This is a genomic window from Bacillus sp. CH140a_4T, from assembly GCF_008923725.1.
Classification (GTDB): Bacteria; Bacillota; Bacilli; order Bacillales; family Bacillaceae_G; genus Bacillus_A.
Genome location: NZ_WBPF01000013.1, coordinates 458,274 through 483,247 on the forward strand (window position 1 = coordinate 458,274; position 24,974 = coordinate 483,247).

Sequence of the window (24,974 nt, forward strand, 5' to 3'; positions counted from 1 at the left end):
GAAGTGGAAACCTCATAAGAGGTAACCACACCTTTTGTAAAAGTTATATATGAATGATTAGCGACGGCTAATAATATCGTGACCGTTGCGTAAGTACGTGCTACGAGAGTTTTTCAAGCTTGCAATGCGCTCTTCAGCTAGACGATCTGCTGCTACATAAGTTGCTATGCCATCACGTTTTGAAATTTCGATTACTTTTGCAATTGTGTCATAAATAGACTCAACACGTTTTAGTGCACGTTCTCTATTGTATCCATATAACTCGTCTGCTACGTTAATTACACCACCAGCATTAATAACATAGTCTGGTGCGTATACAATACCCATTTCATGAATCATGTCGCCGTGACGATCTTCTTTTAATTGGTTATTTGCAGAACCTGCGATTACTTTTGCTTTAAGTTGTGGAATAGTTTCGTCATTAACTGTTGCGCCTAATGCACATGGTGCGTAAATATCACATTCAACACCGTAAATTTCATTTGGTTCAACTGCTGATGCACCGAATTCTTCTACCGCGCGTTGTACAGCTTCTTTATTAATATCTGTAACGATTAGTTTTGCTCCTTCAGCGTGTAAATGTTTGCATAGATGATATGCTACGTTACCAACGCCTTGAACAGCAATTACTTTTCCTTCTAAATTATCAGTACCGAAAGCCTCTTTCGCAGCTGCTTTCATACCACGATAAACACCGTATGCAGTTACTGGAGATGGGTTACCAGAAGAACCGAATGATGGTGAAATACCTGTTACAAAGTCAGTTTCTTCGTGAATAATATCCATATCATCTACTGTTGTACCAACATCTTCAGCTGTAATGTAACGTCCGTTTAGTCCTTGAATATATCGTCCTAATGCACGGAACATCGCTTCGCTCTTATCTTTACGTGGATCACCGATAATTACTGTTTTCGCACCACCTAAGTTTAAGCCAGCTGCTGCGTTTTTGTATGTCATCCCTTTTGCAAGACGCAATGCATCTTCAATCGCCGCTTCTTCAGAATCATATGTCCACATTCTTGTTCCACCAAGAGCTGGTCCAAGTGTTGTATCATGAATTGCAATGATTGCTTTTAAACCAGATTCTTTATCTTGACAAAATACTACTTGCTCATAATCATATTTCTCTAAGTATTCGAAGATTTCTAATGTCATTGTCGTTTCCCCCTAGTGTTTTACCCTTTTTGGTTTATTTTGAAGCAGTCGCAACTGCCAATGCTAATGAATATACTTTTGTTTCTGCTGAATCAGCACGAGATGTTAAAACAATCGGTGCTTTTGCGCCAGCAATCATAGCTCCTACTTTTGCATCCGCAAAGTATACGAGTGATTTGTATAGCACATTTCCAGCTTCAATCGTTGGGACGAGTAAAATGTCTGCCTTACCTGCTACATCACTTACTATGCCTTTATGTTCTGCTGCAATTTGTGATACTGCATTATCTAAAGCAAGTGGTCCATCAACGACACAATTTTTAATTTGTCCGCGGCGATTCATTTGAGTTAACATCGCTGCATCAATTGTCGCTTGCATCGCAGGATTCACAACCTCTACCGCTGCAATTGGTGCTACCTTAGGCAAATCTATTCCTATTGCCTGGGCAACTTCTACAGTATTCTGTATAATAGCAGCTTTTTGTGTTACATCAGGTGCAATGTTCATCGCTGCATCTGTAACAAATATAAGACGATCGTAATTTGGAACTTCAAATGCTGCAATGTGTGAAAGTACGCTGCCTTTACGAAGTCCCCACTCTTTATTTAATACAGCTTTCAAAATATTTGCTGTCGGGATGTTTCCCTTCATAAGCACATCTGCTTCGCCATTTCTTACAGCTTTAACAGAAAGTTCTGCAGCCCCAGCACTTGACGTTGCTGCAATCACTTCAATATGTTCTGAAGTTTGTAAACCATGTTCTTGTAGCATTCCCATTATTTTTTCTTGATTTCCATATAGACGAAATTGAGCTAGCTGTAATGTAATTGCTTTCGCTACAGCTTCAATTACTTCATGATCTTCAGCTACTGCTACAGCCACAGTTTTTTTAGGCTGTCCTGCTGCTTGATCAATTAAGTGTTCTAACTTCATATTTTGTAATCAACCCTTTCCGTCGTCCCTCGTCTATTTATAAAGCAAATACCGTGCCAACTTTTAAAAGTGGTCTTACCAATAATGAAAACGCATTCAAAATGCAGTAAAATCAATGTTTTGGAAAATAACGAAATATTCTGTCTTGTTTTGTCGCATTTTGTATACCATGCAATAAATTGCATGGTACGCAATTTATTGCATGCTATTTTTTGCACACTCATACTTTTCTAGCTTGTAATATAAATTCCGAACCGAAATTCCTAATGCTCTTGCAGTTTTTGTTTTATTTCCATCTAACCTCTCTAAACATTCATGAATGATATGCCCTTCAAACTCTGTCACCAAATGTTCAAGTGGCTTTTCTTCTAATTCAGGTAATAAGTTATTTTGTTTTACCTCAGTCTGCTCTTCTGTATGTAAAGGGGGTAAATGATGGACATCAATATATATTTCGTTATAATTCATAAAGATAATAGCTCGTCCTAAAATGTTTTCAAGCTCCCTCACATTCCCTGGCCATTCATATGATTGTAAATATGAAATAGCCGCATCAGTAAGCCCCTCTACATTCCGGCCATAATCTTGGTTAATTTTTTGGATCAATCTGTCTGCAATTGCCGGTATATCTCCTTTTCGCTGACGAAGAGACGGAATTTGAATTGGAATTTTATTTAATCGATAATATAAATCCTCTCTAAACTCTCCTTTTAGAATGCCCTTTTCTAAATTCACATGTGTTGCTGCAATTACTCGGACATTTATAGGTATCGCTTTCGTTCCACCAACTTTTACAATTTCTTTTTCTTGCAACACGCGAAGGAGTTTCGCTTGCGTATTTGCAGACAATTCTCCTATTTCATCTAAAAAGATACTACCGTTATTCGCTTCCTCAAAAAAACCTCGTTTTCCGCCTCTTTTTGCTCCTGAGAATGCCCCTTCCTCATAACCGAATAATTCACTTTCTAATAAAGTCTCGGAAATAGCAGCACAGTTTACCCGGACGAATTTATTATATTTTCGATTACTTCCATTATGAATTGCATGTGCAAACAATTCTTTACCCGTTCCGGATTCTCCGCGTAGTAATACTGTTGCTGGTGTATTCGCCCCAAGTTTCGCCTGCTCAATAGCAGCCGTTGTTTCATCTGAGTTTCCGACAATGTCATCAAATGAATATTTCGCTTCTAACGTTCGAATAATTTGCCTTGCTCGATTCAATTCATTTGTTAACTTTTGAATTTCTGATACGTCACGAATTACACCAACGCTTCCTTTCAATATCCCATCCACTATAACTGGCGCTACGTTTACAATTACATCACGCTTCTTTTGTCCAATCTTCATATGTATTCCGCGTACCGCCCTACGCGTTCGAAGTACTTTCATATGCATACTTTCACCTTCTACAATATCGGTTGTAGCCGGTTTCCCAATAATGTCCTCTTCTGTTAAACCTGTTAATTTCGTATACGCAGGGTTAATTACTAATCCTCTTCCTTTTTCATCCACGACCGAAATTGCTTCCTCAGACGAGTTGATAATCGCCTCAAGTAACGTTTGGATCTCCTTTAAATCTGTAACTTCTTCCGCAAGATCTACAACTTCTGTTATATCTTTAAAAATCGCAAATGCCCCTTGTACCTCTCCTCCCTCTTTTAATATTGGAATACGTGTTGTAATAATTTTCTTTTCATTCTCTAATGTCAGTTCATAATTTACTTCTATTTGTTTCGTACGTATAATACGAAGCAACTTACTAGTCGGAATAACTTCTAAAATATATTTCCCTACCGCATCTTCTTTTTTATATCCGATAATGCGCTCTGCACTTTTATTAAACAGGCGAACTTGTCCCTCTCGATCAATCACAATCATACCGTCATGCGTAGAATTTAAAATTAAATCCCCTTGCTGCGTCTGTTCTTCTAACTTTCCAATTAAATCTTCCTTCTCATGTGCTAATCTCGTTACAATTTTTGCAATGTCACCTGGTATAAGAAGCGTATCTTTATGCTTTTTCTTTAATAAAACTTTATGTAAATCAGCATCACCTGTCATATCGAACATTACATCAATATCCATAGAAAGAAACGGCGTTACACTCTCTCCAATCGTAACCCCGTATTCCTTAGCCATTTGTAATCCTTTTGCTATCGGATTTATATCAATAATCCCTATAATTTGAAATATATTCGAACTTTGTAACAGATTCAGCAGTGTACTGCCACCTTCACCTGCACCAACAATTAAAACTTTTTGTTTCATTTATTACACTTCCTCTCGAGTATCTCTGCAAAATTTTTCACACCCTTATCTTACTCGTTCAGTCCCCTCTTGACAAACCCCCTTTTCATATAACATCATTAAAATAAACAAAATAATCTGAAAAGGAGCGTTTATATGCAGCGTTACCTTGCTCTATCATTAGCACTCATCCCTATTTCATTAGCTGTATTTGGCATTAAGTTAATGAGAGATACTGTATTCGGGATTCTATTTCCTCCACTCTCTATACTATGGTTACAATTTTTAATCGGCGCTCTCTGCTTCGGGCTCGGGTTTTATATCTTCGGAGGCTTCGTCTTACACCGAGACCGTAAACGAAATAAAGTACAAGCTCGCTTTAGAAGATAGGAAGGCCCCACTATTTATAAATAAAAAATGAGACCGTTACACACGGTCTCATTTTTTTATTGGCAATAACGTTCTTGCTGTTTCAGGATAATCAGTAATAATCGCTGAAATATTCATATCAAAATATTTACGCATAAGCGTTTCTTCATTTATTGTATAAGGGCGAACCTCTACATCACTTTCCATCGTTAATTCGGCAACAGCATCTTGAAGATAACGATAATTAGGGTGCACTGCTGTAGCGCCCATTTTTTTCGCATACGACCACGGACTATGCAAACCTTCGCGATATAAAATCGCTGTTTGAATATCAGGAGCCATCATATGACACCTTTTCATACTGTAGTGATTGAATGAAGAAAATATAACACGATCTTCTAGATTACATTTCCGTACAAGCGTTATAACTTCTTCCTCTAAACCTCTGTATGGGATTTTATTATTTTTAAGTTCAATATTAAGTAGCATCTCTGTTTTTTCAATCCATTGTAATACTTCTTCTAAAAGGGGTATTTTACAAAACCCTACTTTATCACCAAATTTATAGCTCGCATCTAATTTACATAAATCCTCATATACATAATTTCGAACCGCACCTTTTCCATTTGTTGTCCTGTTCACTGTTTCATCATGAATGACGACAACTTTTCCATCTTTCGTTAATTGAACATCAAGTTCAATACCATCTGCTCTAAAAGATTCCGCTGCTTCAAATGAAATCATCGTATTTTCTGGGTATGTTCCTGCTGCACCACGATGTGCAAATATAAGAGTCATCCTCACTCCCCCAATCTTATGCTATACTATACGAAAAAGGAGGTACTTCTATGAGACCATTACAAATTTCTCCAGACACTGCAGTCCGCCTATCAAAAGCATTAGGTGTTCCGCTTGAACAACTTATGCATATGCCGCAGCACATTTTAATTCAAAAGTTAGTTGAATTAGAAAAACAAAATAAAGACGAAGAATAATACAGTCCTGTTTTGCAGGACTTTTTATTATTTTCTATTATATCACGGATGACTTCCCTGCTAAAATTCTTTAACGGATGCACTATGATTCCATGTAATCTTTTCTCAAAACATTTATATTCAATTAAATGAAACCCCCTCTTTTAATAAAAGAAGGGGTTTCTTACTACTTGTTTCAATTACTCAAATTATGCATTTTTCTTTTCTTTGTTAAAAATCATAAACAATTTATACAACCCTAAAGAAGCTGGAATATTCATAAATGCAAATGCTTCATACGTATAATGAGGAGCTGTTTCCCATAGTAACAAGAAAGTAAATACTCCTAATGTACTAATCATCGCAATTCGTATAACTTCCGATTCATTTTCATCTTTCTTTTTATAAAGAATAATAGCCGCCAGAACAGCTACATAAACGAATAATTTGATAACATACGAATATATAGTGACGATTTCATAATTCGTTGTATTATAGTTCGATACGTAATTAGTTATCGTGTCATTCTTCTGCTCAAACCATTCTCCAATACGGTACATGGAGAACTGACTTGATACCCATTCTCTAGTTATTTTTTCATTTAAATGTTGTACATAACCCGTTACACCAAGTTCACTGAAACGCTGCACTATAACTTCTTTATTGTGTTCATTCAAATCCTTCGTATTCTTTATGTTTTCATCATCAATATAATCTGCATCTGCCTGATTCCACACACCATACGTATCTTTGTTCAGCCCCATTTTCACCCAATGAGTAAATGGAATTTTTTCAATTTCATTATCGGTGCTGAGATTTAACTTTGTCGTTATACCTTTAAAACTTACAATAAGGATTAAACAAAATAAAACACTACTTAACACCTTTATAGAATATTCCTTACGAAACTTTAAAATATTTTCAATTAAAATCGCTAAAGCTACAGCCAATGCTGTTGGTCTTATAATATAAGTACAAGCTGCGAAAACCCCTAATAAAATCCATAAAATAATCTTCATTCTTTTTGTTTCCGCCGTTTTCAAGCACAAATATGTATACATCGTTGCTGAAATAAAAAATATTACTAATGTATGCGTATAGAAAACTGGTGCCTGCCAATATATAAAAATGTTTAGCACAGATAACACGATCGATATGTGAGCAACTTTAAAGTTTGTAATTTTCCTTACAATTAATACATTTAAAATAATACTACCTGTTATACAGGCTATCGGTAATATTTTTATCGCTAAATCTACACTTCCTACCAATCTAGCAAAATATCCTCCTAATAATACGATATGTGTATTATATGGATAAAATAGAAGCTGTCCCATTTCTAAGAATTGATCATCTCCATTAAACACAGAGACAATCCCTTGTTTAAGGATAGCATAATCTCCTATAACAGGGTTAAATGCTATGGAAGTAATAAATATTTCCATCATCAAAATGATTATACTACCTAAAGTAATCATAATATTTGTGTGTGTTCTTTTCATTTTATTAATAACCCACTTATAATACATAAAGAAGAGCGCAAATAAAAGCAACGTCACCGCTATAACAGCACCGACTTTTTCAAGAGTATACTCCTCAGTCGGATAAGGAAATTCACCACTCATCAAAATTGTTTTCGGGATAAAAAATTTACTTACTATCATTGAAAATACAAATAAAAACACCGTTATAACAATGATTGGGTAAGCTCGATTCACTATTTTTGTTAAAGTCATTCATCCATTCTCCTATATTTCTAACTTTTCCCAATCAATGATACGTTATAGAGATTATGTTGTCAAACCTACGTATCTCCTGTGCACACCCTATTTTCACTGCATTTTTTATATACATATGTATTCCTTCAAAATTCTTAAATCAAAGCAAATAAAAAGACCAACGAATTCTAACATTCATTGGTCATAAAATAAAAAGTTCATTGGTTTTAAATTTAATATCGAGTATCAATTTCAAGAATTATTAAGCTTTACTAAAACTTAAATCACTTACTAATTCTAATCTCAGCTAGCCTTATGTTCAAGTCTCAGCTTATCCGCAACCATTGCGATGAACTCGGAATTCGTAGGTTTTGCTTTTGACATGGATACTGTATAACCGAATAAAGACGAAATAGAATCAATATTCCCACGACTCCATGCTACTTCAATCGCGTGACGGATTGCTCGCTCAACACGGCTTGCTGTTGTATTATATTTCTTTGCAATATCTGGATACAATACTTTCGTAATAGATCCAAGTAATTCGATATCGTTGTACACCATAGATATTGCTTCCCTTAAGTACATATATCCTTTAATATGAGCAGGCACACCAATTTCATGAATGATACTCGTAATGCTTGCATCTAAGTTTTTCGGCTTTCCATCTATAGTCGTTGCTGAACGGAAAGATGGCAGTGGACGTTTAATGGTAGCGTTCGCTTTACCGCTTACTTGACGAATATGACTCGTTAAATTCTCCATATCAAATGGTTTTAATATGAAATATGAAGCACCTAAGTCAACTGCTTTTTTCGTCACATCTTCTTGTCCAAATGCTGTCAACATAATTACGCTAGGCTGTCTTAGCCTTTCAATATGTCGCATTTTCTCTAGTACAGCTAAACCATCTAAATGTGGCATAATAATGTCTAAAACAAGTACATCCGGCTGCTTATCATTTAATAAATTTAAACACTCTTGACCATTATAAGCAGTACCGATTACTTCCATATCATCTTGAGCAGCTACATAACTCTCTAGCATTGATACTAATTCTTTATTATCATCCACAAGACATACTTTAATTTTCTCCACAGCTTTTCCTCCCTTACCGAATCGATTCTCCGACATGTGTATCCTTCTAGGCTACATGAATTGTTCGACAATTGTGTGAAAATTCCCTTTTAAAGTTTGTTACTTTCCGATAAAATCACAAAAAAATATGTTTATCGCTCATTTATTCCCTTTCGCAACACATTCCATCATAGAAATACAACGAAACGTTCAACCCTTTTCTTTTATTTTACAACAAAAAACACCTCTTGCGGAGCTTTTACAAAATTTCAACGAATTTTTCATCAGAAAAGCGAGCTAATTAATAATTAGCTCGCTTTTCTTTCTTGTTCATAAATGTTAATTCCAGCCTCATGTAACATCCATTCAATATGAACACCATATCCTGATGTCGGATCATTTACAAATACATGTGTAACAGCGCCAATTACTTTCCCATTTTGTACAATTGGACTTCCACTCATGCCCTGTACGATACCACCCGTTTTCGCTAATAAACGTTTGTCTGTTACTTTTATTACCATTCCTTTTGTAGCCGGAAACTTTTGTGGTACTGTACTAACAACTTCAATATCAAACGACTCCACTTTATCTTTATCAATAACTGTTAATATTTTTGCCGGTCCCTCTTTTACTTGATGAGATAGTGCAATAGGCATTGCTTTATCCATTACGCCATTTGTCATATTCGCATTCAATTTCCCGAATATACCAAATGGACTATTTATTGTAATATTACCAATCACTTCACGATCTGGTGAAAACCTTGCTAATTTCTCTCCTGGATTCCCATGACTACCTCTTTCAATTGATGTAACTGTCGAACGCATAATTTGTCCATCTTCGACTTGAATCGGCTTTTTCGTATCGTTATCAGAAATGACATGACCAAGTGCCCCATATTTCATAGAATCAGGATGAACAAATGTCATTGTTCCAATTCCAGCTGCGGAATCACGAATATATAAACCAATGCGATAAGACGATTCTCCACTGTCTTTTTGTGGTGTTAACTTAGTACGGATATGTTTTCCATCTCTTAACAAAACAAGATTAAGCGGTTCACCTGTTTCACCACTATTATGAATAAATGGTGCTACATCACTCATTCTTTCAATTGTTTTCCCATTAATTTCAGTAATCATATCTCCAATTTGCACACCAGCTGTTTCACCAGGAGACACTTTCCCTTTTTCAGTTTGAATTAAATGATGGCCTACAACAAGTACCCCTTTTGTGTTTAACTTCACACCAATTGATTGTCCACCTGGAATAACTTTGAAATCTTTTAATACTTTCACATTTACTTTTTTCACTGGAAAACCAGCAAGTTGAAACACCATATCTGCTTCACCATTTTGATGAGAATTTACCATAAGTCCTTGTTTTTGTTCATTTGAACTTACTGTAAACACATGACGATCTGTAGATGAAGCTTGAAATACTGGTAATGAAGCTATTTCTGATTGTTGTCCTTCAAAAACAACAAGTTGCTTCGGGGATGAAATAAACGTCCGAAGCGGTTTAAAACACCCTATAAAAACTAAAGAAACAAGGAGGAAAATACCTATTATTTTGCGAAATCTTTCTAATTTCAATTTGTTCACTCTCCTCGCTCCTACCCCACATTCAGCCTCTTGGCTTCACTTTTTAATCTCTCCTTGCAGTGCTTTATTTATAACCGGAAGAATTAAGAAATCATCTTTTGAGAAAAAAAGCTATCCATTACTGGATAGCCTCTGCTGTCTGTTTAAAATGATGTGCTTGCGTAAGTAATTCTTTCGCATGTTCTGTCGTTAAATCTGTAATTTCTACACCAGAAATCATTCGAGCTATTTCTGTTACTTTATCCTCCATAGTTAAAACGGTAACTGATGTAATTGTGCGATCATTCGCTACTTGTTTTCGAATAAATAAATGCGAATCCGCCATTGAAGCGACTTGAGGTAAGTGCGTAATACAAAGTACTTGTGAGTTTACTGATACTCGATAAATTTTTTCCGCAATAGCCTGTGCGACCCGGCCACTTACACCAGTATCCACCTCATCAAAAATAACTGATGCAACACCTTGATGCTTAGAAAAAATGCTTTTTAAAGCTAAAATAATACGAGATAACTCTCCGCCAGAAGCGACCTTTGAAAGTGGTTTTAGTGGCTCACCTGGATTTGTTGAAATATAAAATTCCACATGATCGTAGCCATCCGCCGTAAGTCTTACCGGCGCTCCTTCTACAAGAGGCTCTTCAGCATTTCCTACTCGCTTCATGATTCTCACTTCAAATTTTGTTTTTTCCATATATAATTCTTTTAATTCCTGATGAATGGCATTTGTAAGATGCTCTGCAAGTTCATGACGCATATTACTTAACAACGTTGCTTCTTTCAGAATAACACTTTCTAATTCCTTTAACTGCTTCTTCGTCGTTTCAATATGAACGTCTTTATTTTCAATCGTAAAAATTTCTTGTTCAATTTTATCAGCATACGCTAAAATCTCTTCTACAGTATTTCCATATTTTCTCTTTAGCATACGAATTTCATTTAAACGCGTTTCAATTTCGTCTAAACGATTCGGATCATATTCCATCATATCGAGCTTTTCTCTTAGTTGATACGCAACTTCCTCTAATAAGTAGTAGCTATTTGCAATTGAATCATGATTTTCTTGATACATTTCATCTAAATGTGTAATACTCTCCATTTGTCCCATTGCGCTTCGTACATTATCTAATCCTTGTCCGTCAGCACTTAACGAGCGATATGCATCGCCTAATGCTTTGTAAATTTTTTCGAAATTAGAAATTTGCAAACGTTCTTCAGTTAATTCATTTTCTTCATCCATCTTTAAATCCGCCTTACGGATTTCTTCATGCTGGAATTGAATTAAATCTAAGCGATGCGCCATTTGTTGTTCATTTTCACTTAACGATTTTAACTGTTTTTTTAACTTCTCATAGTCAGTGTATACGTTTTGGTATATACCCAGTTGTTTAACAATACGATCTCCATCAAAATGATCAAGCATAAATAAATGACGCTCTTCATTCATTAAATCTTGTGTTTCGTGCTGCCCATGAATATCAACAAGTGTTTTTCCAATTTCTTTTAATATACTAAGGGTAACTAGTTTCCCATTTACACGACATACGCTTTTTCCGTTTGCAGCGATATCACGCTTCAAAATAATCATGCCGTCTTCGATTTCTATGTCCAACTCTTCTGCCTTTTCAATACACGGATGCTTATCATCTTCTACATAAAATAGCCCCTCTATCTCAGCTTTTTCTGTTCCGTATCGAACGAATTCCGCTGAACCACGACCACCTACAAGTAAACTAATCGCATCAATAATAATCGATTTTCCAGCTCCTGTTTCCCCACTTAAAACCGTTAATCCTTTTTGAAAAGAAATATTTAATGCCTCAATAATAGCAAAGTTTCTAATCGATAGTTCCGATAACAATGCCCCATTCACCTCGTTATAAACTAATCCCCTATTCAGGGCTTTTCTCAGTTCTTTATTCAAATAGTCATACTATATGTTTGTATGTATAAATTACTTTTCTAACCGCTCCATTGTACCAAACATTTGTTTTACGGGTCAATCCACCTATTTCCTAATTTTATTCACAGAAAATATTATATTACAATTAAGAATTCACGTTTTTAACCAATTAAAAAATCCTGTTCACTTTCCACTTTACAGAGGAAAGCAAACAAGATTTTTTTGTTACAGCATATTTAAGAAACGATCAGAGACAACACCTGTATCTTCAGGTGTGCGGCAAATAATTAAGCAAGTATCATCACCACAGATGGTTCCGATGATCTCATCCCACTCTAAATGATCAATAAGTGCCCCAAGTGAATGAGCGTTACCAGGCAATGTTTTTAGCACAAGCATATGTCCTGCCGTGTCTAATTTTACAAATGAATCCACTAGATTGCGTTTTAATTTTTGTAACGGGTTAAATCGTTGATCTGCTGGCAAGCTATATTTATAGCGACCATCATGTAATGGCACTTTCACTAAGTGCAGTTCTTTAATATCGCGCGATACTGTTGCTTGCGTTACATTAAATCCCTCATTACGTAAAATATCAACTAATTCATCTTGTGTTTCAATTTCTTTGTTTGCAATAATTTCCCTGATTTTAATATGGCGCTGACCTTTATTCATACATTTGCACCTCACACTATCTCTTACCATAGTTTAAACATTGGTATACTTCATTATTTATGTTAACTTATAATTCGTTACTTGTACACAATTGTTTTTACAATCATTATACAATTACAACAAAAAGAGGAACAACATATGTTATTCCCCTTTTCCTTTTTGTTTTAGGATATCATGCGCCTCTGTAACTACTTGCTCAACAGAAACCGGAGAATGATTTTCGCCATTCTCGCGTTCACCATGCCATTTCAGATGAATTAAAAATTCAATATTACCATCCCCGCCTGTAATTGGTGAGAATGTTAAACCTTCTACGTCGTATCCTTCTTTTATAGCAAAGTCGACAATCATTTCCACGACAGCCTCATGTACTTTCCGATCACGAACGATACCTTTTTTCCCAACTTGCTCTCTTCCAGCTTCAAACTGTGGTTTAATTAACGCTGCTACATCCCCTTTAGGCATAAGCATTGTTTTTAAAACCGGCAGTATAAGCTTTAATGATATAAATGAAACATCGATACTAGCAAATTGCGGTAAACCACGTTCTAAGTCTGCTGGTGTCACGTAACGGAAGTTTGTCCGTTCCATTACGACAACACGCTCATCTTGACGCAATTTCCACGCAAGCTGATTGTATCCTACATCTAATGCATAAGATAATTTCGCTCCGTTTTGAAGCGCACAATCTGTAAAGCCACCAGTTGATGAACCAATATCTATCATAACTTTATCTTGTAAATTCAGATGAAATGTCTCTAATGCCTTTTCAAGTTTATAACCACCACGGCTTACATACGGCATAACTTGTCCCTTCACCGTAATCTCTGTATCTTGTGGGATTTTCTCTCCTGGCTTATCAAGTCTCATCTCATTCGCATATACGAGTCCCGCCATAACGGCGCGTTTTGCTTTCTCACGTGTTTCTATAAGCCCTCGTTCTACTAATAGTACATCTACTCTTTCTTTTTTTGCACTCATTTGTTACGCCCTTTTTTGTTTTGATGGAATCATTGTATGAATACGGTCTACAACAGCATCTGTCGTTAAACCAATTTCTTCTAATAATTTTGTTACACTACCGTGCTCTATGAAACGGTCTGGAATACCCATTCGTTCAATTAACGCACTATGGTACCCGTTCTCAGATGCAAATTCAACTACTCCCGTTCCAAAACCACCAATTAAGCAAGCTTCTTCAATCGTTAAAATCGGTATATTGTTCCCTAAGAGATCATGTAAATATGCTTCATCCATCGGTTTAATAAAGCGAGCGTTCACTACTTTCACTGAAACTCCAGCCTTTTCAAGACGCTCAGCTGCTTCCATTGCCATTGGTATTGTCGTACCAAATGTTAAAATAGCCGCTTGTGTACCTTCTTTTAACGTTTCCCAAGTACCGATTGGAATCGCCTTTAATTCTTCATCCATATGAACACCAAGTCCATTACCGCGCGCATAACGTAATGCGATTGGTCCATCTTCATATTGCATCGCCGTATATACTAAATGTTGCCCTTCATTTTCATCTTTCGGCATCATAAGTACCATATTCGGCAAATGACGTAAGAATGAGATGTCAAATACACCTTGATGCGTTTCACCATCTGCTCCTACTAAACCAGAGCGATCGATTCCGATGAAAACATTTAAATTTTGGCGGCATATATCATGAACAACTTGATCATATGCTCTTTGTAAAAATGTTGAATAAATCGCTAAGAATGGCTTCATTCCTTGCGTTGCCATACCCGCTGCCATTGTTGTAGCATGCTGTTCTGCAATACCTACATCAATCATACGATCCGGGAATTCTTTTTGGAATTTCTCAAGTTTCGATCCAACAGGCATTGCAGGTGTAATTGCAACGATACGCTCATCCGTTCTCGCTAGCTTAAGTACTGTATCACTAACAACAGCACTCCATGCTGGTGCAACTTCTTTCGGTTTAACGAAGTCACCTGATTCAATTTTATAAGGTCCTGTTCCATGCCAAGTTCCAATAACATCACTCTCAGCTGGTTTATAACCTTTTCCTTTTTTCGTAATCACATGAACAAGCACTGGGCCTTTTGTTTTCTTTGCATATTGCAACGTTTCGAATAACTTTTCATAATCGTGCCCATCAACTGGACCTAAATATGTAAAGCCTAATTCCTCGAAAAAGACACCAGATACTAGTAAATATTTAAGACTATCTTTTATTTTCTCTGCTGTCGCAGCAACTTTCCCACCGACTGCTGGGATTTTCTTTAATATATACTCTAGTTCATCTTTTACCCAATGGTATTTCCCTGCGGTACGTAGACGTCCAAGCACATTATGAAGCGCACCAACGTTTGGTGCAATTGACATTTCATTATCATTCAAAATAACAATCATGTCTGTTTTTTCATGTCCAATATGGTTCAATGCCTCTAAAGCCATTCCGCCTGTTAGAGCACCATCTCCAATGATTGGTATAACATATTCTTTCGTTTTCTTTAAATCACGTGCTAGAGCCATTCCCATTGCAGCAGATAATGATGTCGAGCTATGGCCAGTTTCCCATGCATCGTGCTCACTCTCACAACGTTTTGGGAAACCACATAGCCCTTGATATTGCCTTAATGTACCGAATTCCTTTGCACGTCCTGTTAAAATTTTATGTACATAGGATTGATGTCCTACGTCCCATAAAAATTTATCTTTCGGACTATCAAATAATTTATGCAGAGCAATTGTGAGTTCTACTACACCTAAATTAGGTGCAATATGTCCACCTGTTTGAGAGAGCTCTTCAATTAAAAACTTACGAATATCCTCACTCAATCCCTCTAGTTCACCGATAGACATATCTTTCAAAAAACTAGGGTTTTGAATTTGCGTTAGATCCACATGGATCACTCACTTTCATTTCATAATCTGTCAACATGTCAAATATTATAAAAAACATTTACACAAAACAAGAAATTATCTTTTTTTATTTTTCACCTTGTCCTGCAATTAACCAGTCTATTGTGCCCTAATCCTATTATAAACCATATTTCTTTAGGCGATGAAAAAAATAGCCGCTAACACGAAGTGATAACGGCAATGTAATCTACATATATTTTTGCCAATAACAAGAAAAGAAAAACCTTTTCCTACATTTATATCATAAAATGATGAATGACTCAACAAATGGAAACGCTGTTATATTAGTTATTACGTTTTGCAATCAAATCGCAAATAGATAGTAAATATTCATCTTGTAATTGCAAGGAACCAATAGCACCTTTTGCTTTTGCAATTGTATCTTCTAAAATATCCTTTGCTCTATCTACAGTAAATAACGTCGTATATGTGCTCTTTTCGTTGGAAACATCACTACCAATCGGTTTTCCAATCTCTTCTTCGGTTCCTTCCACATCTAAAATATCATCTCGAATTTGGAAAGCTAAGCCAATATATTTTGCAAACGCAAGTAACTTTTCTTCTTGTTCTTCTGTGGCATCAGAAAGTATCGATCCTGCAAGTACAGCGAATTCAAGTAGTTTCCCAGTCTTATGCTTATGAATATACTCCAACTCATCAATCGTAAGCTGTTTCCCTTCAGCTTCCATATCTGCCACTTGTCCGCCAACCATCCCTTCTGGTCCTGCCGCTTTTGCAAGTTCAAGTACAAGTCTTACTTTTTTTTCAGCAGAGATTTCCTTTTGTTCATATGCCATAATAACTTGAAAAGCATACGTCAACAAACCATCGCCTGCTAAAACTGCCATCGCTTCACCAAATACTTTATGATTTGTGGGCTTCCCTCTTCTTAAATCATCATCATCCATACAAGGTAAATCATCATGAACCAACGAGTATGTATGTATCATTTCAAGAGCACAAGCTGCACCTATTCCTAGATTTCTTTCTTTACCAAACGCTTGTAATGTCGCAAATAAAAGTAAAGGGCGGAGACGCTTTCCACCCGCTTCCAAAGAATATGCCATCGCTTCACGAAGTACATTTGGACATTGTAATTCATTTGCATAGCTTACAAGCTTCTCTTCTACGAAATTTTTACTTTCTTTCAAAAAAGTATCAAAAGCAATAGTCACTATGCTTCATCTCCTAAAGCAGTAAACGGTTCAAGCTCTCCATCTTCCCCAAGAATAACTGCCATTTGTTCTTGTACGTTCTTCAACTTCTCATCACAAAGCTTAGATAGTTCCATACCCTCTTTAAAATAAGAAATTGCTTCTTCTAAAGGTACGTCACCTTGCTCCAGCTTAGAAACGAGATGCTCAAGTTGCGAAATTGCCTCTTCAAAGCTTAATTTATTTTCCATTATTCAATTCACGCTCCTCTATGCCTGATACGCTACAATCTAGTATTCCATCTTGTAATTGAACTGAAACAGCATCTCCAAGGCTGACATCTTTCACACTTTTTAACACTTGCTTCTCTTCATCATATACAAGCCCGTACCCTCTCATCATTACTTTAAGCGGACTTAACGCTTCAAGTTTTTGAGCAGCTCTTACAAAGGAAAACTCTTTCGTTTGTAATAATGTTTGCATTTCACGTTGCAGTTGCTTTTGCAATGTTTCAACCGCTACCTTCGTTTGCATAATTTTTTGAGATGGGTGGTGCTTCTCTAAATAGAATGAAAGCTGTTTTAACTGATTTACCTTTTTATCAATATAGCGCTCTTTCGCTAAAACAAGCTGTTCTAACGCTCTATCTAATTGCTCTTCTTTTTGCTCATATACTTGTCTTGGATAACGGAACGCATAAGATTTTTGCAATACTTGTAGTTTTTCTTCTTTTTTATGTACTAACTCTCTCATTGCTCTTTGCAATCTTAGAGTTCTTTGTAATACCTTTTCTTGTAACTCTATAATGTTAGGCGCTGCCAGCTCAGCTGCTGCAGTCGGTGTTGGCGCACGTAAATCGGCAACAAAATCCGCAATTGTAAAGTCCGTTTCATGGCCTACTGCCGAAATAATAGGGATCTGACTCTTAAAGATTTCCCTTGCTACCATTTCTTCATTGAAAGCCCATAATTCTTCAATAGAGCCTCCCCCGCGCCCAACGATTAGGACATCTATCTCTCCCATTTCATTCGCTGTACGAATCGCTTGTACAATTGAGGGAGCTGCTGACTCCCCCTGTACAAGTACCGGAAACACAATAACATTTCCAATTGGATAACGACGTTTAATCGTTGTTATAACATCACGAATCGCTGCCCCTGTTGGCGACGTAATCACACCTATTGTTTTAGCATACGGAGGAATTGTTTTTTTATAAACTTGAGAAAACAAACCTTCTTCCTCTAAACGAACCTTTAATTGTTCGTAAGCTAAATGCAGGTTTCCGACTCCGTCAGGCTGCATGTCCTGAATATAAATTTGATAAGAACCACTCGCCTCGTAAACGGAAATTTTCCCTTTCACAAGTACCTTCATCCCATTTTCAGGTCTGAATTTAATATTACGATTATGACCCGCAAACATAACCGCTGCGATTCTTGCATTTTCATCTTTCAATGTAAAGTACATGTGGCCACGACTATGATTTTTAAAGTTGGAAATTTCACCTTTTAACCAAACAGACTGCAGATGCGGATCATATTCTATTTTTGTTTTTATATAGCGTGTTAACGCTGTAACGGTTAAATATTGTTTCTCCATTTCTCTCTCCTCATAGCCGACTCAAATTATTTACAAACGACACCTGCACGTTTAGCAGATTTAACAGTATTATGAAGAAGCATTGTGATCGTCATTGGACCAACACCCTTTGGCACAGGTGTAATGTAACCTGCAACATCTAACACGTTGTCAAAATCAACATCACCACAAAGTTTGCCTGTTTCTAAACGGTTTACACCAACGTCGATTACAACCGCTCCTTCTTTCATATAATCAGCTGTTATCATCTTAGGTCGTCCAACTGCTACGATTAAAATATCAGCTAACTTCGATAACTCTTTCATATTTTGCGTCTTAGAATGACAGTATGTGACAGTTGCATTTTCATTTAAGAACAATTGTCCCACTGGCTTGCCGACAATATTACTTCTTCCAATTACTACAACATGTTTTCCCGAGATATCAAGATTTGTTTCTTTTACTAATTCTACAATACCGTGCGGTGTACATGGAAGGAATGTATCTTGTCCCGTCATCATACGTCCCACGCTGATTGGGTGAAATCCATCTACATCTTTTTCTGGTGAAATTCTTTCAATGATAGCTTTTTCTTCAATATGTTTTGGTAAAGGTAATTGCACTAATATGCCATTAATACGGTCATCGCCATTTAAGCGATCGATTTCAGCAAGCAAACGCTCCTCAGTAATTGTTTCAGGAAGTTCAATTAGCTCTGAATAGATTCCTACTTGTTCACAGCCCTTTTCTTTTCCTTTTACATAAGAACGAGATGCTGGATCTTCTCCAACTAGAATAACTGCTAATCCTGGTACAATCCCTTGCTCTTTCAACTTCACAACTTCTTCTGTTAATTGTGCTCGTTTTTTCTCCGCAACTTCATTTCCTTTGATGATTACTGCTACCATTTTAAGATTCCCCCTTAAAGAAATTACAGTGTATCTTTTATATTAGATAAAACGCCGTTAATAAAACGACGAGATTCCTCATCCCCAAATGTTTTAGCAATTTCAATTGCTTCGTTAATTGTTACGTTGTGTGGAATTTCTTCCATATATTTCATTTCATACACAGCTACACGTAAAATACTGCGATCAACAATACTAATACGCTCAAGCTTCCATTTTTTTAAGTTTTGACGAATCGCTTCATCAATTACTTCTTTATTTTCTACAAAACCTACTACAAGTGATTCTAGAAATTCATTTGTTTCTTCACCTTCATCTAGCGTGTTTTCCACAGCTACTTTCGGTTCTAATTCACCTGTAATATCCATTTGATATAATGCTTGCATCGCTCTTTCTCTAGCCGTCCTACGTTTCATTGTAACTCTCCTTTATGCTTCAAGTCTTTCCTTATGCTTTGTTATATTATTATAATTTATAAGCCGTCAATTCACTTACTCTTACAGTTTTCATTGATTTTCCAACCTTATAATACAATGATAATAACACAATTTATCGTTTCACACACGGGTTACAAGGCTGAAAAATAATAAAAAGATTAACTTCAAGTTCCATATCTTATCACAATGTACGTTTTTTGGAAAAACGAAACATTTCCTTTTTGATTTCTTTTTTTTTGAAATAGTATAATAATTAGAGGGTTTTAATTTGTGAAGAAATGAAACGATAAAAAAGGTGCCTATGTTACTAGGCACCTTTTTCATTCTTACACTGGTTCGATTTCTGTTTTTTGTGTTTCGAATGTTACGCCAACGATGTGAACATTCACTTCTTTTGGCTCAAGCCCTGTCATTGTAAAGAGTGCCTGGCGAATGTTGTCTTGAATCTTTTGTGCAACAACTGGAATTGCTACGCCAAAATACATCACAACATAAAGGTCAACGATAATATCTTCGTTTGCTAATTCAACCTTTACACCTTTACCATGATTTTTCTTACCTAACTTCTCAACAACATCTGTAGCAAAATTACCACGCATTGCCGCTACACCTTCTACCTCAGCAGCTGCAATACCTGCGATTACTTCAATTACTTCTGGTGCAATTTCTACTTTACCAAGAGTTGTATCTTGACCCATATCTAACATATGTTCAGCCATGAAAAAAACCTCCTTTAATGTATCACTGCGTCACAAGTTCATGCTCTTCCAAAAATTTCGTATTAAACTCACCTTTTACAAAATCAGGATGATCTAGCAATTGCAAATGGAACGGGATTGTTGTATGTACGCCTTCAATGACAAACTCACTGAGTGCACGCTTCATCTTTGCAATTGCCTCTTCACGTGTTTTTCCGTGAACAATTAATTTAGCAACCATCGAATCATAGAAAGGTGGGATTGAATATCCCGGATATACAGCTGAATCGACGCGAATACCAAATCCGCCTGGCGGCAAGTACATTTCTACTTTACCTGGAGATGGCATAAATTTTTTGGCAGGGTTTTCCGCATTAATTCGGCATTCAATTGCCCAACCATTAAATTGTACTTCTTCTTGCTGTAACGATAACTTTTCTCCAGAAGCAACACGAATTTGTTCTTTAATTAAATCCACCCCTGTTACCATTTCAGTAACTGGATGCTCAACTTGAATTCTCGTATTCATCTCCATGAAATAAAAGCTTTTCGTTCTATATTCATAAATAAACTCAACCGTACCAGCACCTGTATAATCAACCGCTACCGCCGCTTTAACTGCCGCATCACCCATCTGCTTGCGAACATTTTCATCAAGTGCAGGTGATGGACTTTCTTCTAGTAGTTTTTGCAAGCGGCGCTGAATTGTACAATCACGCTCTCCTAAATGAATGGCATTTCCATGTGTATCTGCCATTATTTGAATCTCAACATGGCGGAAATCTTCAACGTACTTTTCTAAGTATACACCAGGGTTCCCAAAAGCGGTACTAGCTTCTTGCTGTGTAATTTGAATTCCTTTTACAAGCTCTTCTTCATGGCGTGCAACACGAATACCTTTTCCGCCACCACCTGCAGTCGCTTTAATAATAACTGGATATCCAATTTGATTAGCAAGCTCGATCGCTTCTTCGGTATTTTTAATAATCCCTTGTGAACCTGGTACAATCGGAACCCCTGCTTCTTTCATTGTATCACGAGCAACGTCTTTTGTGCCCATCTTTGAAATAGCTTCTGGACTTGGTCCGATAAAAATCAAGTTACATTCACGGCATAGCTCTGCAAAATCTGCATTCTCTGCTAAAAATCCGTATCCCGGATGAATAGCATCACAGCCTGTTAACTTCGCAACACTAATAATGTTCGTCAAATTTAAATAGCTTTCTTTCGAAATCGTTGGCCCTACACAATACGCCTCATCAGCAATTTGTACGTGAAGTGACTCTCTATCTGCTTCTGAATAAATTGCGACTGTTTCAATATCCATTTCTTTACAAGCACGAATAATTCGTACAGCAATTTCCCCACGATTGGCTATTAATACTTTTTTTATCATCACAAAGACTCCCTTATTACGCTTTTACAAGAAATAGCGGTTGTCCATACTCAACAAGCTGTCCATTATTAACAAGAATTTCAACAATTTCGCCATCTACATCAGCATCGATTTCGTTAAATAACTTCATAGCCTCGACAATGCATACGATAGAATCTTTCGATACTCTGTCTCCTACACTTACATATGCAGGCGTATCAGGCGAAGATGAAGAATAGAATGTACCTACCATCGGTGATGTAATTTTATGTAGGTTTTCATTTTGAACCGCTTTTTTCTCTTCTTGTTTTGGTACTTCCACTTGTGCTGCCGCTACTGTTGTTTCAACTTCAACAGGTGCTACTGGTTGCACGACTTGTTTTGCTACAGGTGCTTGCACCGCAACAACTTCATTACCACGCTTTTTCATTTTGATTGTCGTACCATCTTTTTTGTATTCAAATTCATCAATATTAGAGCTATCAATTAATTTAATTAATTCACGAACTTCTTGAATTTTAAACATGTAAAATCCACTCCCATACTCTTGTTTGTCCCGTTTTTACAGATTCTCATCACTAAAACTAGATTGACTGTAAAAATACGATGTACTCTATTAGAAAATGTATTTCATTCACTAATAGAAATAATTACTATTTCCATCTTACGATAAATTTTTTAAACATTCCAATTTATATTTCTTTATAATAAATCGAAATTCCTGTAAAAATATTATTTCAATAAAAATTTATTACCTAGTAATAATACCAAGTTTCACACAAAATTGGCAAGACCACTTCCTAAAAAACATTCTTTACTTTTTCAAAGTGTTACACAGTAAACGTTTCATTACCGCTCCACTCTTCACCTCATCTATAGTCAATAACATATTTTTACCAAATATTATTTTTTTGTTTACACGTCGTTCATCATTCCTTCATATAAGAATAGTATGTTCAAAGTGTAGAAAATATATTGTATCGAGGTGTGGACATATGATATGGCTCATTCTCTTCTTACCTGCCGTAATGGTCTGGGCATTCGTTCTCTTCATCCACGTCAAATCTGGAAAAAGTAATCATCGTTACCATGAACCACTAATCTTTTACTCACAACGTATTTCTCCATTCCGAGTTGAGCATAATAAAAGCAGCTACAAAGACGAAACAGAAAAAAGCTATCGAAAATGATAGCCTTTTCCTATTATTATTTTTATCTAGCTATTTTCAAACAATCCGATTCGCAAAAATTAATAATCCGCGGAGGATTTCCCCGCGGATTATTAGCTTTTATTTTGTTGGTGGATCAAATTTCACACCTACATCTTTTGATCCGCCTTCACTTCTTACAAGCTGTATAATTTTATTCGCCTCTTTTTGTGAATGCTTTGCTGCTTTCACAGTTACTTTAATGTCAGTTCCATCAGCTCTTACAAGGGCATCTTTATATCCTCCTTGAGACTTAATCACTGTCTCAAGTAATTCTTGTTTCGTTTCCATTGTAGTAATTGCATCAAAATTATCTTTCGCTTTACTCTTTTCTGTTGCTGAAGATTTTGCTGAATTCATCACTTCTTGTAATCTTGATTTTTGTTCACTTCGCTGATCTTCCATTTGCATACGTAACGCTGTGAAATTTTCATCACTTGATTGAACTGTTACGTTAGCATCTTTTTTACTTGTTTCTTTGTTAGCACTCTCTTTTTTGTCTGTTTCTTTATTTGTTTCTTTATTTGATGTTTCCTTGCTTGTATTTTCTTTATTTGTAGATTCTTTTGTTGTTTCTTTATTTGGTATTTCATTTGTTACCGCTTTATCAGTACCTTGTTTTTCTTGTCCAATCTTTTCACCTGTTGCTGGTGATGCTGTATTCATTTTGTCAGGAGTTGTTACGTAATAAACAGATAGTACAACAACTAAACTTAACATCGTTAATAACCAAACCGTTTGTTTTTTTAACACTTTATTTCCTCCCTATCAATTTTTCGGTGATACTGAAACGCGATGAGCTGGTACATCTAGCAGCCGTATGACTGCTTCTTTTACCATCGCTTTAACTTGTATATTATCCACTCCTTTTGCTACGACAAGGACACCTCGCACTTTCGGTTTCTCTGTTCGTAAAACAACGGGAGTTTCTTTATCCCCTTCACGTATAATGACTGTCTTTTCATCAAGAGACTCATCTTCCACTTCTCTTTTACCACCTGTTTTATCTGTTTCACCTGTTGTTTGTGAACGTTTCACAGTATTTTTCTCTAATATTTTTTCTTCTGATGAATCTAAATTCACTTTAATCGTTACATCTTTTACTCCTGCTATTTCTTCTAAAGCTGCTTTTAATTCTTGTTCATACGCTTTTTCATACTTTTCTACATTTGACATATTATCATTGTTTTTTTGTCCGAAAGTTGGTACGTCTTTTTCTTGATTTTGAGTTTTTTGTTCTTTAAATACAGGTACTTCTTCTTTTTCACTTGAAAATAAACTACTAGAAAACATAAGCAAAATTCCAAGTATGAGTAGGACAAGTAAAAACTTAGGTGTCACCTTTTTTCCCTTCTCATTGCTTTCTTTTTCATCCCCATTCAATAAGTTTCGAAAAAATGAGAACTTCGAATTTTTATCTTTATTGTCCATTTACTCTACCTGTCCTCCCTTCCATTTGAACTTGGATTTGTTTATTCTCTAGTTGCCACCTGCTTGAAAAGAAATCTTTCATTTCTACATTCGCTTCCTCTACTTTTTTCGGTGGTTCTTTCGTATTAATTTCAACTGGTTTTACTGTTTCGATTGCATCATTTTTACTACGTTCTTTTTCTTTCAACGTCACAACAACAGATTGAATATCTTTCGCTGACTTTACTTCCGCTGTGCTTTCCGCTGCGACTATTTGTATTTCAGAGACTGTCATACCATACTGTTTCTCAAACTCTTTTCCTACTTCTTTTTTCATTTTGGTAGCCATCTCTTCTAAACTATATGCACGTGTTAGAGCTTGTATTTCTTTTTTCTTCGAATCTATTGAATTTTTTACAGATCCTTCTGCTACGTACTTCTCCTCATTAAAATTTGCGATTACTTCATTTACATCTGTTTGCAATAGTTTAAATAGGGGCGTTAAGATTAAAACTACTAATAATAGACTTACAACGAATTTAACGTACTTTTGCAAATTAGAATTTGGAAGAATAAGATGAAGCATTGTCGCTAAGAGTAAAAAAACGATAATATTTCGAATCCACTCTGTAACAAATTGCATACCCTTCAC

Annotated in this window: 25 protein-coding genes; 3 read left to right on the top strand and 22 right to left on the bottom strand. The window is 36.1% G+C overall.

Going from position 1 to position 24,974, the window contains the following annotated elements; genetic code table 11:
- Nucleotides 1-57 precede the first annotated feature (57 nt).
- The 3 genes from F8162_RS11055 to F8162_RS11070 all read right to left on the bottom strand — a co-directional run bounded on the left by F8162_RS11055 (nt 58) and on the right by F8162_RS11070 (nt 4,360).
- Complete coding sequence (locus F8162_RS11055; protein ID WP_016086354.1) at nt 58-1,158, bottom strand: leucine dehydrogenase; 1,101 nt, start codon at nt 1,156-1,158, stop codon at nt 58-60.
- A gap of 34 nt (nt 1,159-1,192) precedes the next feature.
- On the bottom strand, nt 1,193-2,092 hold the full coding sequence (yqiS, locus tag F8162_RS11060) for a phosphate butyryltransferase (protein ID WP_151633075.1): 900 nt from the start codon (nt 2,090-2,092) through the stop codon (nt 1,193-1,195).
- 195 nt (nt 2,093-2,287) lie between these two features.
- The gene (locus F8162_RS11070) at nt 2,288-4,360 is read right to left on the bottom strand and encodes a sigma-54 interaction domain-containing protein (protein WP_151633080.1); all 2,073 of its coding nucleotides are present in this window, start codon (nt 4,358-4,360) and stop codon (nt 2,288-2,290) included.
- A gap of 135 nt (nt 4,361-4,495) precedes the next feature.
- Between F8162_RS11070 and F8162_RS11075 the strand changes: the two genes are divergently transcribed.
- On the top strand, nt 4,496-4,729 hold the full coding sequence (locus F8162_RS11075; protein WP_001190198.1) for a DUF2627 domain-containing protein: 234 nt from the start codon (nt 4,496-4,498) through the stop codon (nt 4,727-4,729).
- A gap of 48 nt (nt 4,730-4,777) precedes the next feature.
- Here the strand turns inward: F8162_RS11075 and F8162_RS11080 are convergent, their stop codons facing one another.
- The gene (locus F8162_RS11080; RefSeq protein WP_151633082.1) at nt 4,778-5,506 is read right to left on the bottom strand and encodes a glycerophosphodiester phosphodiesterase; all 729 of its coding nucleotides are present in this window, start codon (nt 5,504-5,506) and stop codon (nt 4,778-4,780) included.
- A 50-nt stretch (nt 5,507-5,556) separates the two neighbouring features.
- Here F8162_RS11080 and F8162_RS11085 point away from each other — a divergent pair, with 50 nt between their 5' ends.
- Complete coding sequence (locus tag F8162_RS11085; RefSeq protein WP_001247671.1) at nt 5,557-5,703, top strand: YycC family protein; 147 nt, start codon at nt 5,557-5,559, stop codon at nt 5,701-5,703.
- Between the two features lie 188 nt (nt 5,704-5,891).
- Here F8162_RS11085 and F8162_RS11090 read toward each other — a convergent pair whose 3' ends face one another.
- The 15 genes from F8162_RS11090 to accB all read right to left on the bottom strand — a co-directional run bounded on the left by F8162_RS11090 (nt 5,892) and on the right by accB (nt 22,230).
- Nucleotides 5,892-7,418: a glycosyltransferase family 39 protein gene (locus tag F8162_RS11090; protein WP_151633084.1), complete on the bottom strand. Its 1,527-nt coding sequence runs from the start codon at nt 7,416-7,418 to the stop codon at nt 5,892-5,894.
- A 285-nt stretch (nt 7,419-7,703) separates the two neighbouring features.
- Entirely contained in the window at nt 7,704-8,498 is a 795-nt protein-coding gene (gene spo0A, locus F8162_RS11095) for a sporulation transcription factor Spo0A (protein ID WP_033656399.1), read from the bottom strand.
- 287 nt (nt 8,499-8,785) lie between these two features.
- Nucleotides 8,786-10,084 carry a SpoIVB peptidase gene (gene spoIVB, locus F8162_RS11105; RefSeq protein ID WP_151633088.1) on the bottom strand — a complete coding sequence of 433 codons (1,299 nt, stop codon included), beginning with the start codon at nt 10,082-10,084 and terminating at the stop codon, nt 8,786-8,788.
- Between the two features lie 118 nt (nt 10,085-10,202).
- Complete coding sequence (gene recN, locus F8162_RS11110) at nt 10,203-11,942, bottom strand: DNA repair protein RecN (protein WP_151633090.1); 1,740 nt, start codon at nt 11,940-11,942, stop codon at nt 10,203-10,205.
- 267 nt (nt 11,943-12,209) lie between these two features.
- A complete protein-coding gene (argR, locus tag F8162_RS11115; protein ID WP_001032581.1) occupies nt 12,210-12,659 on the bottom strand; it encodes an arginine repressor ArgR in 450 nt (149 codons plus the stop codon).
- A gap of 141 nt (nt 12,660-12,800) precedes the next feature.
- Entirely contained in the window at nt 12,801-13,640 is an 840-nt protein-coding gene (locus F8162_RS11120) for a TlyA family RNA methyltransferase (protein ID WP_151633092.1), read from the bottom strand.
- Nucleotides 13,641-13,643: 3 nt separating this feature from the next.
- Entirely contained in the window at nt 13,644-15,536 is a 1,893-nt protein-coding gene (dxs, locus tag F8162_RS11125) for a 1-deoxy-D-xylulose-5-phosphate synthase (RefSeq protein ID WP_151633094.1), read from the bottom strand.
- 302 nt (nt 15,537-15,838) lie between these two features.
- Nucleotides 15,839-16,729, bottom strand: a complete 891-nt coding sequence (gene ispA, locus F8162_RS11130; protein WP_151633096.1) for a (2E,6E)-farnesyl diphosphate synthase — start codon at nt 16,727-16,729, stop codon at nt 15,839-15,841.
- On the bottom strand, nt 16,729-16,959 hold the full coding sequence (gene xseB, locus F8162_RS11135; protein WP_000428423.1) for an exodeoxyribonuclease VII small subunit: 231 nt from the start codon (nt 16,957-16,959) through the stop codon (nt 16,729-16,731). Before xseB ends, ispA begins: the two co-directional genes overlap by 1 nt.
- On the bottom strand, nt 16,949-18,307 hold the full coding sequence (xseA, locus tag F8162_RS11140; protein WP_151633098.1) for an exodeoxyribonuclease VII large subunit: 1,359 nt from the start codon (nt 18,305-18,307) through the stop codon (nt 16,949-16,951). The genes xseB and xseA overlap by 11 nt, the downstream gene beginning before the upstream one ends.
- A 26-nt stretch (nt 18,308-18,333) precedes the next feature.
- The gene (folD, locus tag F8162_RS11145; protein WP_151633100.1) at nt 18,334-19,194 is read right to left on the bottom strand and encodes a bifunctional methylenetetrahydrofolate dehydrogenase/methenyltetrahydrofolate cyclohydrolase FolD; all 861 of its coding nucleotides are present in this window, start codon (nt 19,192-19,194) and stop codon (nt 18,334-18,336) included.
- Nucleotides 19,195-19,217: 23 nt separating this feature from the next.
- The gene (nusB, locus tag F8162_RS11150) at nt 19,218-19,610 is read right to left on the bottom strand and encodes a N utilization substance protein NusB (protein WP_000830249.1); all 393 of its coding nucleotides are present in this window, start codon (nt 19,608-19,610) and stop codon (nt 19,218-19,220) included.
- 347 nt (nt 19,611-19,957) lie between these two features.
- Nucleotides 19,958-20,350, bottom strand: a complete 393-nt coding sequence (locus F8162_RS11155) for an Asp23/Gls24 family envelope stress response protein (RefSeq protein ID WP_000807630.1) — start codon at nt 20,348-20,350, stop codon at nt 19,958-19,960.
- A gap of 22 nt (nt 20,351-20,372) precedes the next feature.
- The gene (gene accC, locus F8162_RS11160) at nt 20,373-21,725 is read right to left on the bottom strand and encodes an acetyl-CoA carboxylase biotin carboxylase subunit (RefSeq protein ID WP_151633102.1); all 1,353 of its coding nucleotides are present in this window, start codon (nt 21,723-21,725) and stop codon (nt 20,373-20,375) included.
- A 16-nt stretch (nt 21,726-21,741) separates the two neighbouring features.
- The gene (gene accB / locus F8162_RS11165; RefSeq protein WP_000472874.1) at nt 21,742-22,230 is read right to left on the bottom strand and encodes an acetyl-CoA carboxylase biotin carboxyl carrier protein; all 489 of its coding nucleotides are present in this window, start codon (nt 22,228-22,230) and stop codon (nt 21,742-21,744) included.
- A gap of 469 nt (nt 22,231-22,699) precedes the next feature.
- Here accB and F8162_RS11170 point away from each other — a divergent pair, with 469 nt between their 5' ends.
- On the top strand, nt 22,700-22,894 hold the full coding sequence (locus tag F8162_RS11170; RefSeq protein WP_151633104.1) for a DNA recombination protein RecO: 195 nt from the start codon (nt 22,700-22,702) through the stop codon (nt 22,892-22,894).
- A gap of 99 nt (nt 22,895-22,993) precedes the next feature.
- Here the strand turns inward: F8162_RS11170 and F8162_RS11175 are convergent, their stop codons facing one another.
- The 3 genes from F8162_RS11175 to spoIIIAF are packed head-to-tail and all read right to left on the bottom strand — an operon-like array spanning nt 22,994 to nt 24,965.
- Nucleotides 22,994-23,665, bottom strand: coding sequence for a SpoIIIAH-like family protein (locus F8162_RS11175; protein ID WP_151633106.1), 672 nt, complete (start codon nt 23,663-23,665; stop codon nt 22,994-22,996).
- Nucleotides 23,666-23,680: 15 nt separating this feature from the next.
- Entirely contained in the window at nt 23,681-24,343 is a 663-nt protein-coding gene (gene spoIIIAG / locus F8162_RS11180) for a stage III sporulation protein AG (protein ID WP_151633109.1), read from the bottom strand.
- Nucleotides 24,333-24,965 carry a stage III sporulation protein AF gene (spoIIIAF, locus tag F8162_RS11185; protein WP_048531074.1) on the bottom strand — a complete coding sequence of 211 codons (633 nt, stop codon included), beginning with the start codon at nt 24,963-24,965 and terminating at the stop codon, nt 24,333-24,335. Before spoIIIAF ends, spoIIIAG begins: the two co-directional genes overlap by 11 nt.
- Between the last annotated feature and the right edge of the window lie 9 nt (nt 24,966-24,974).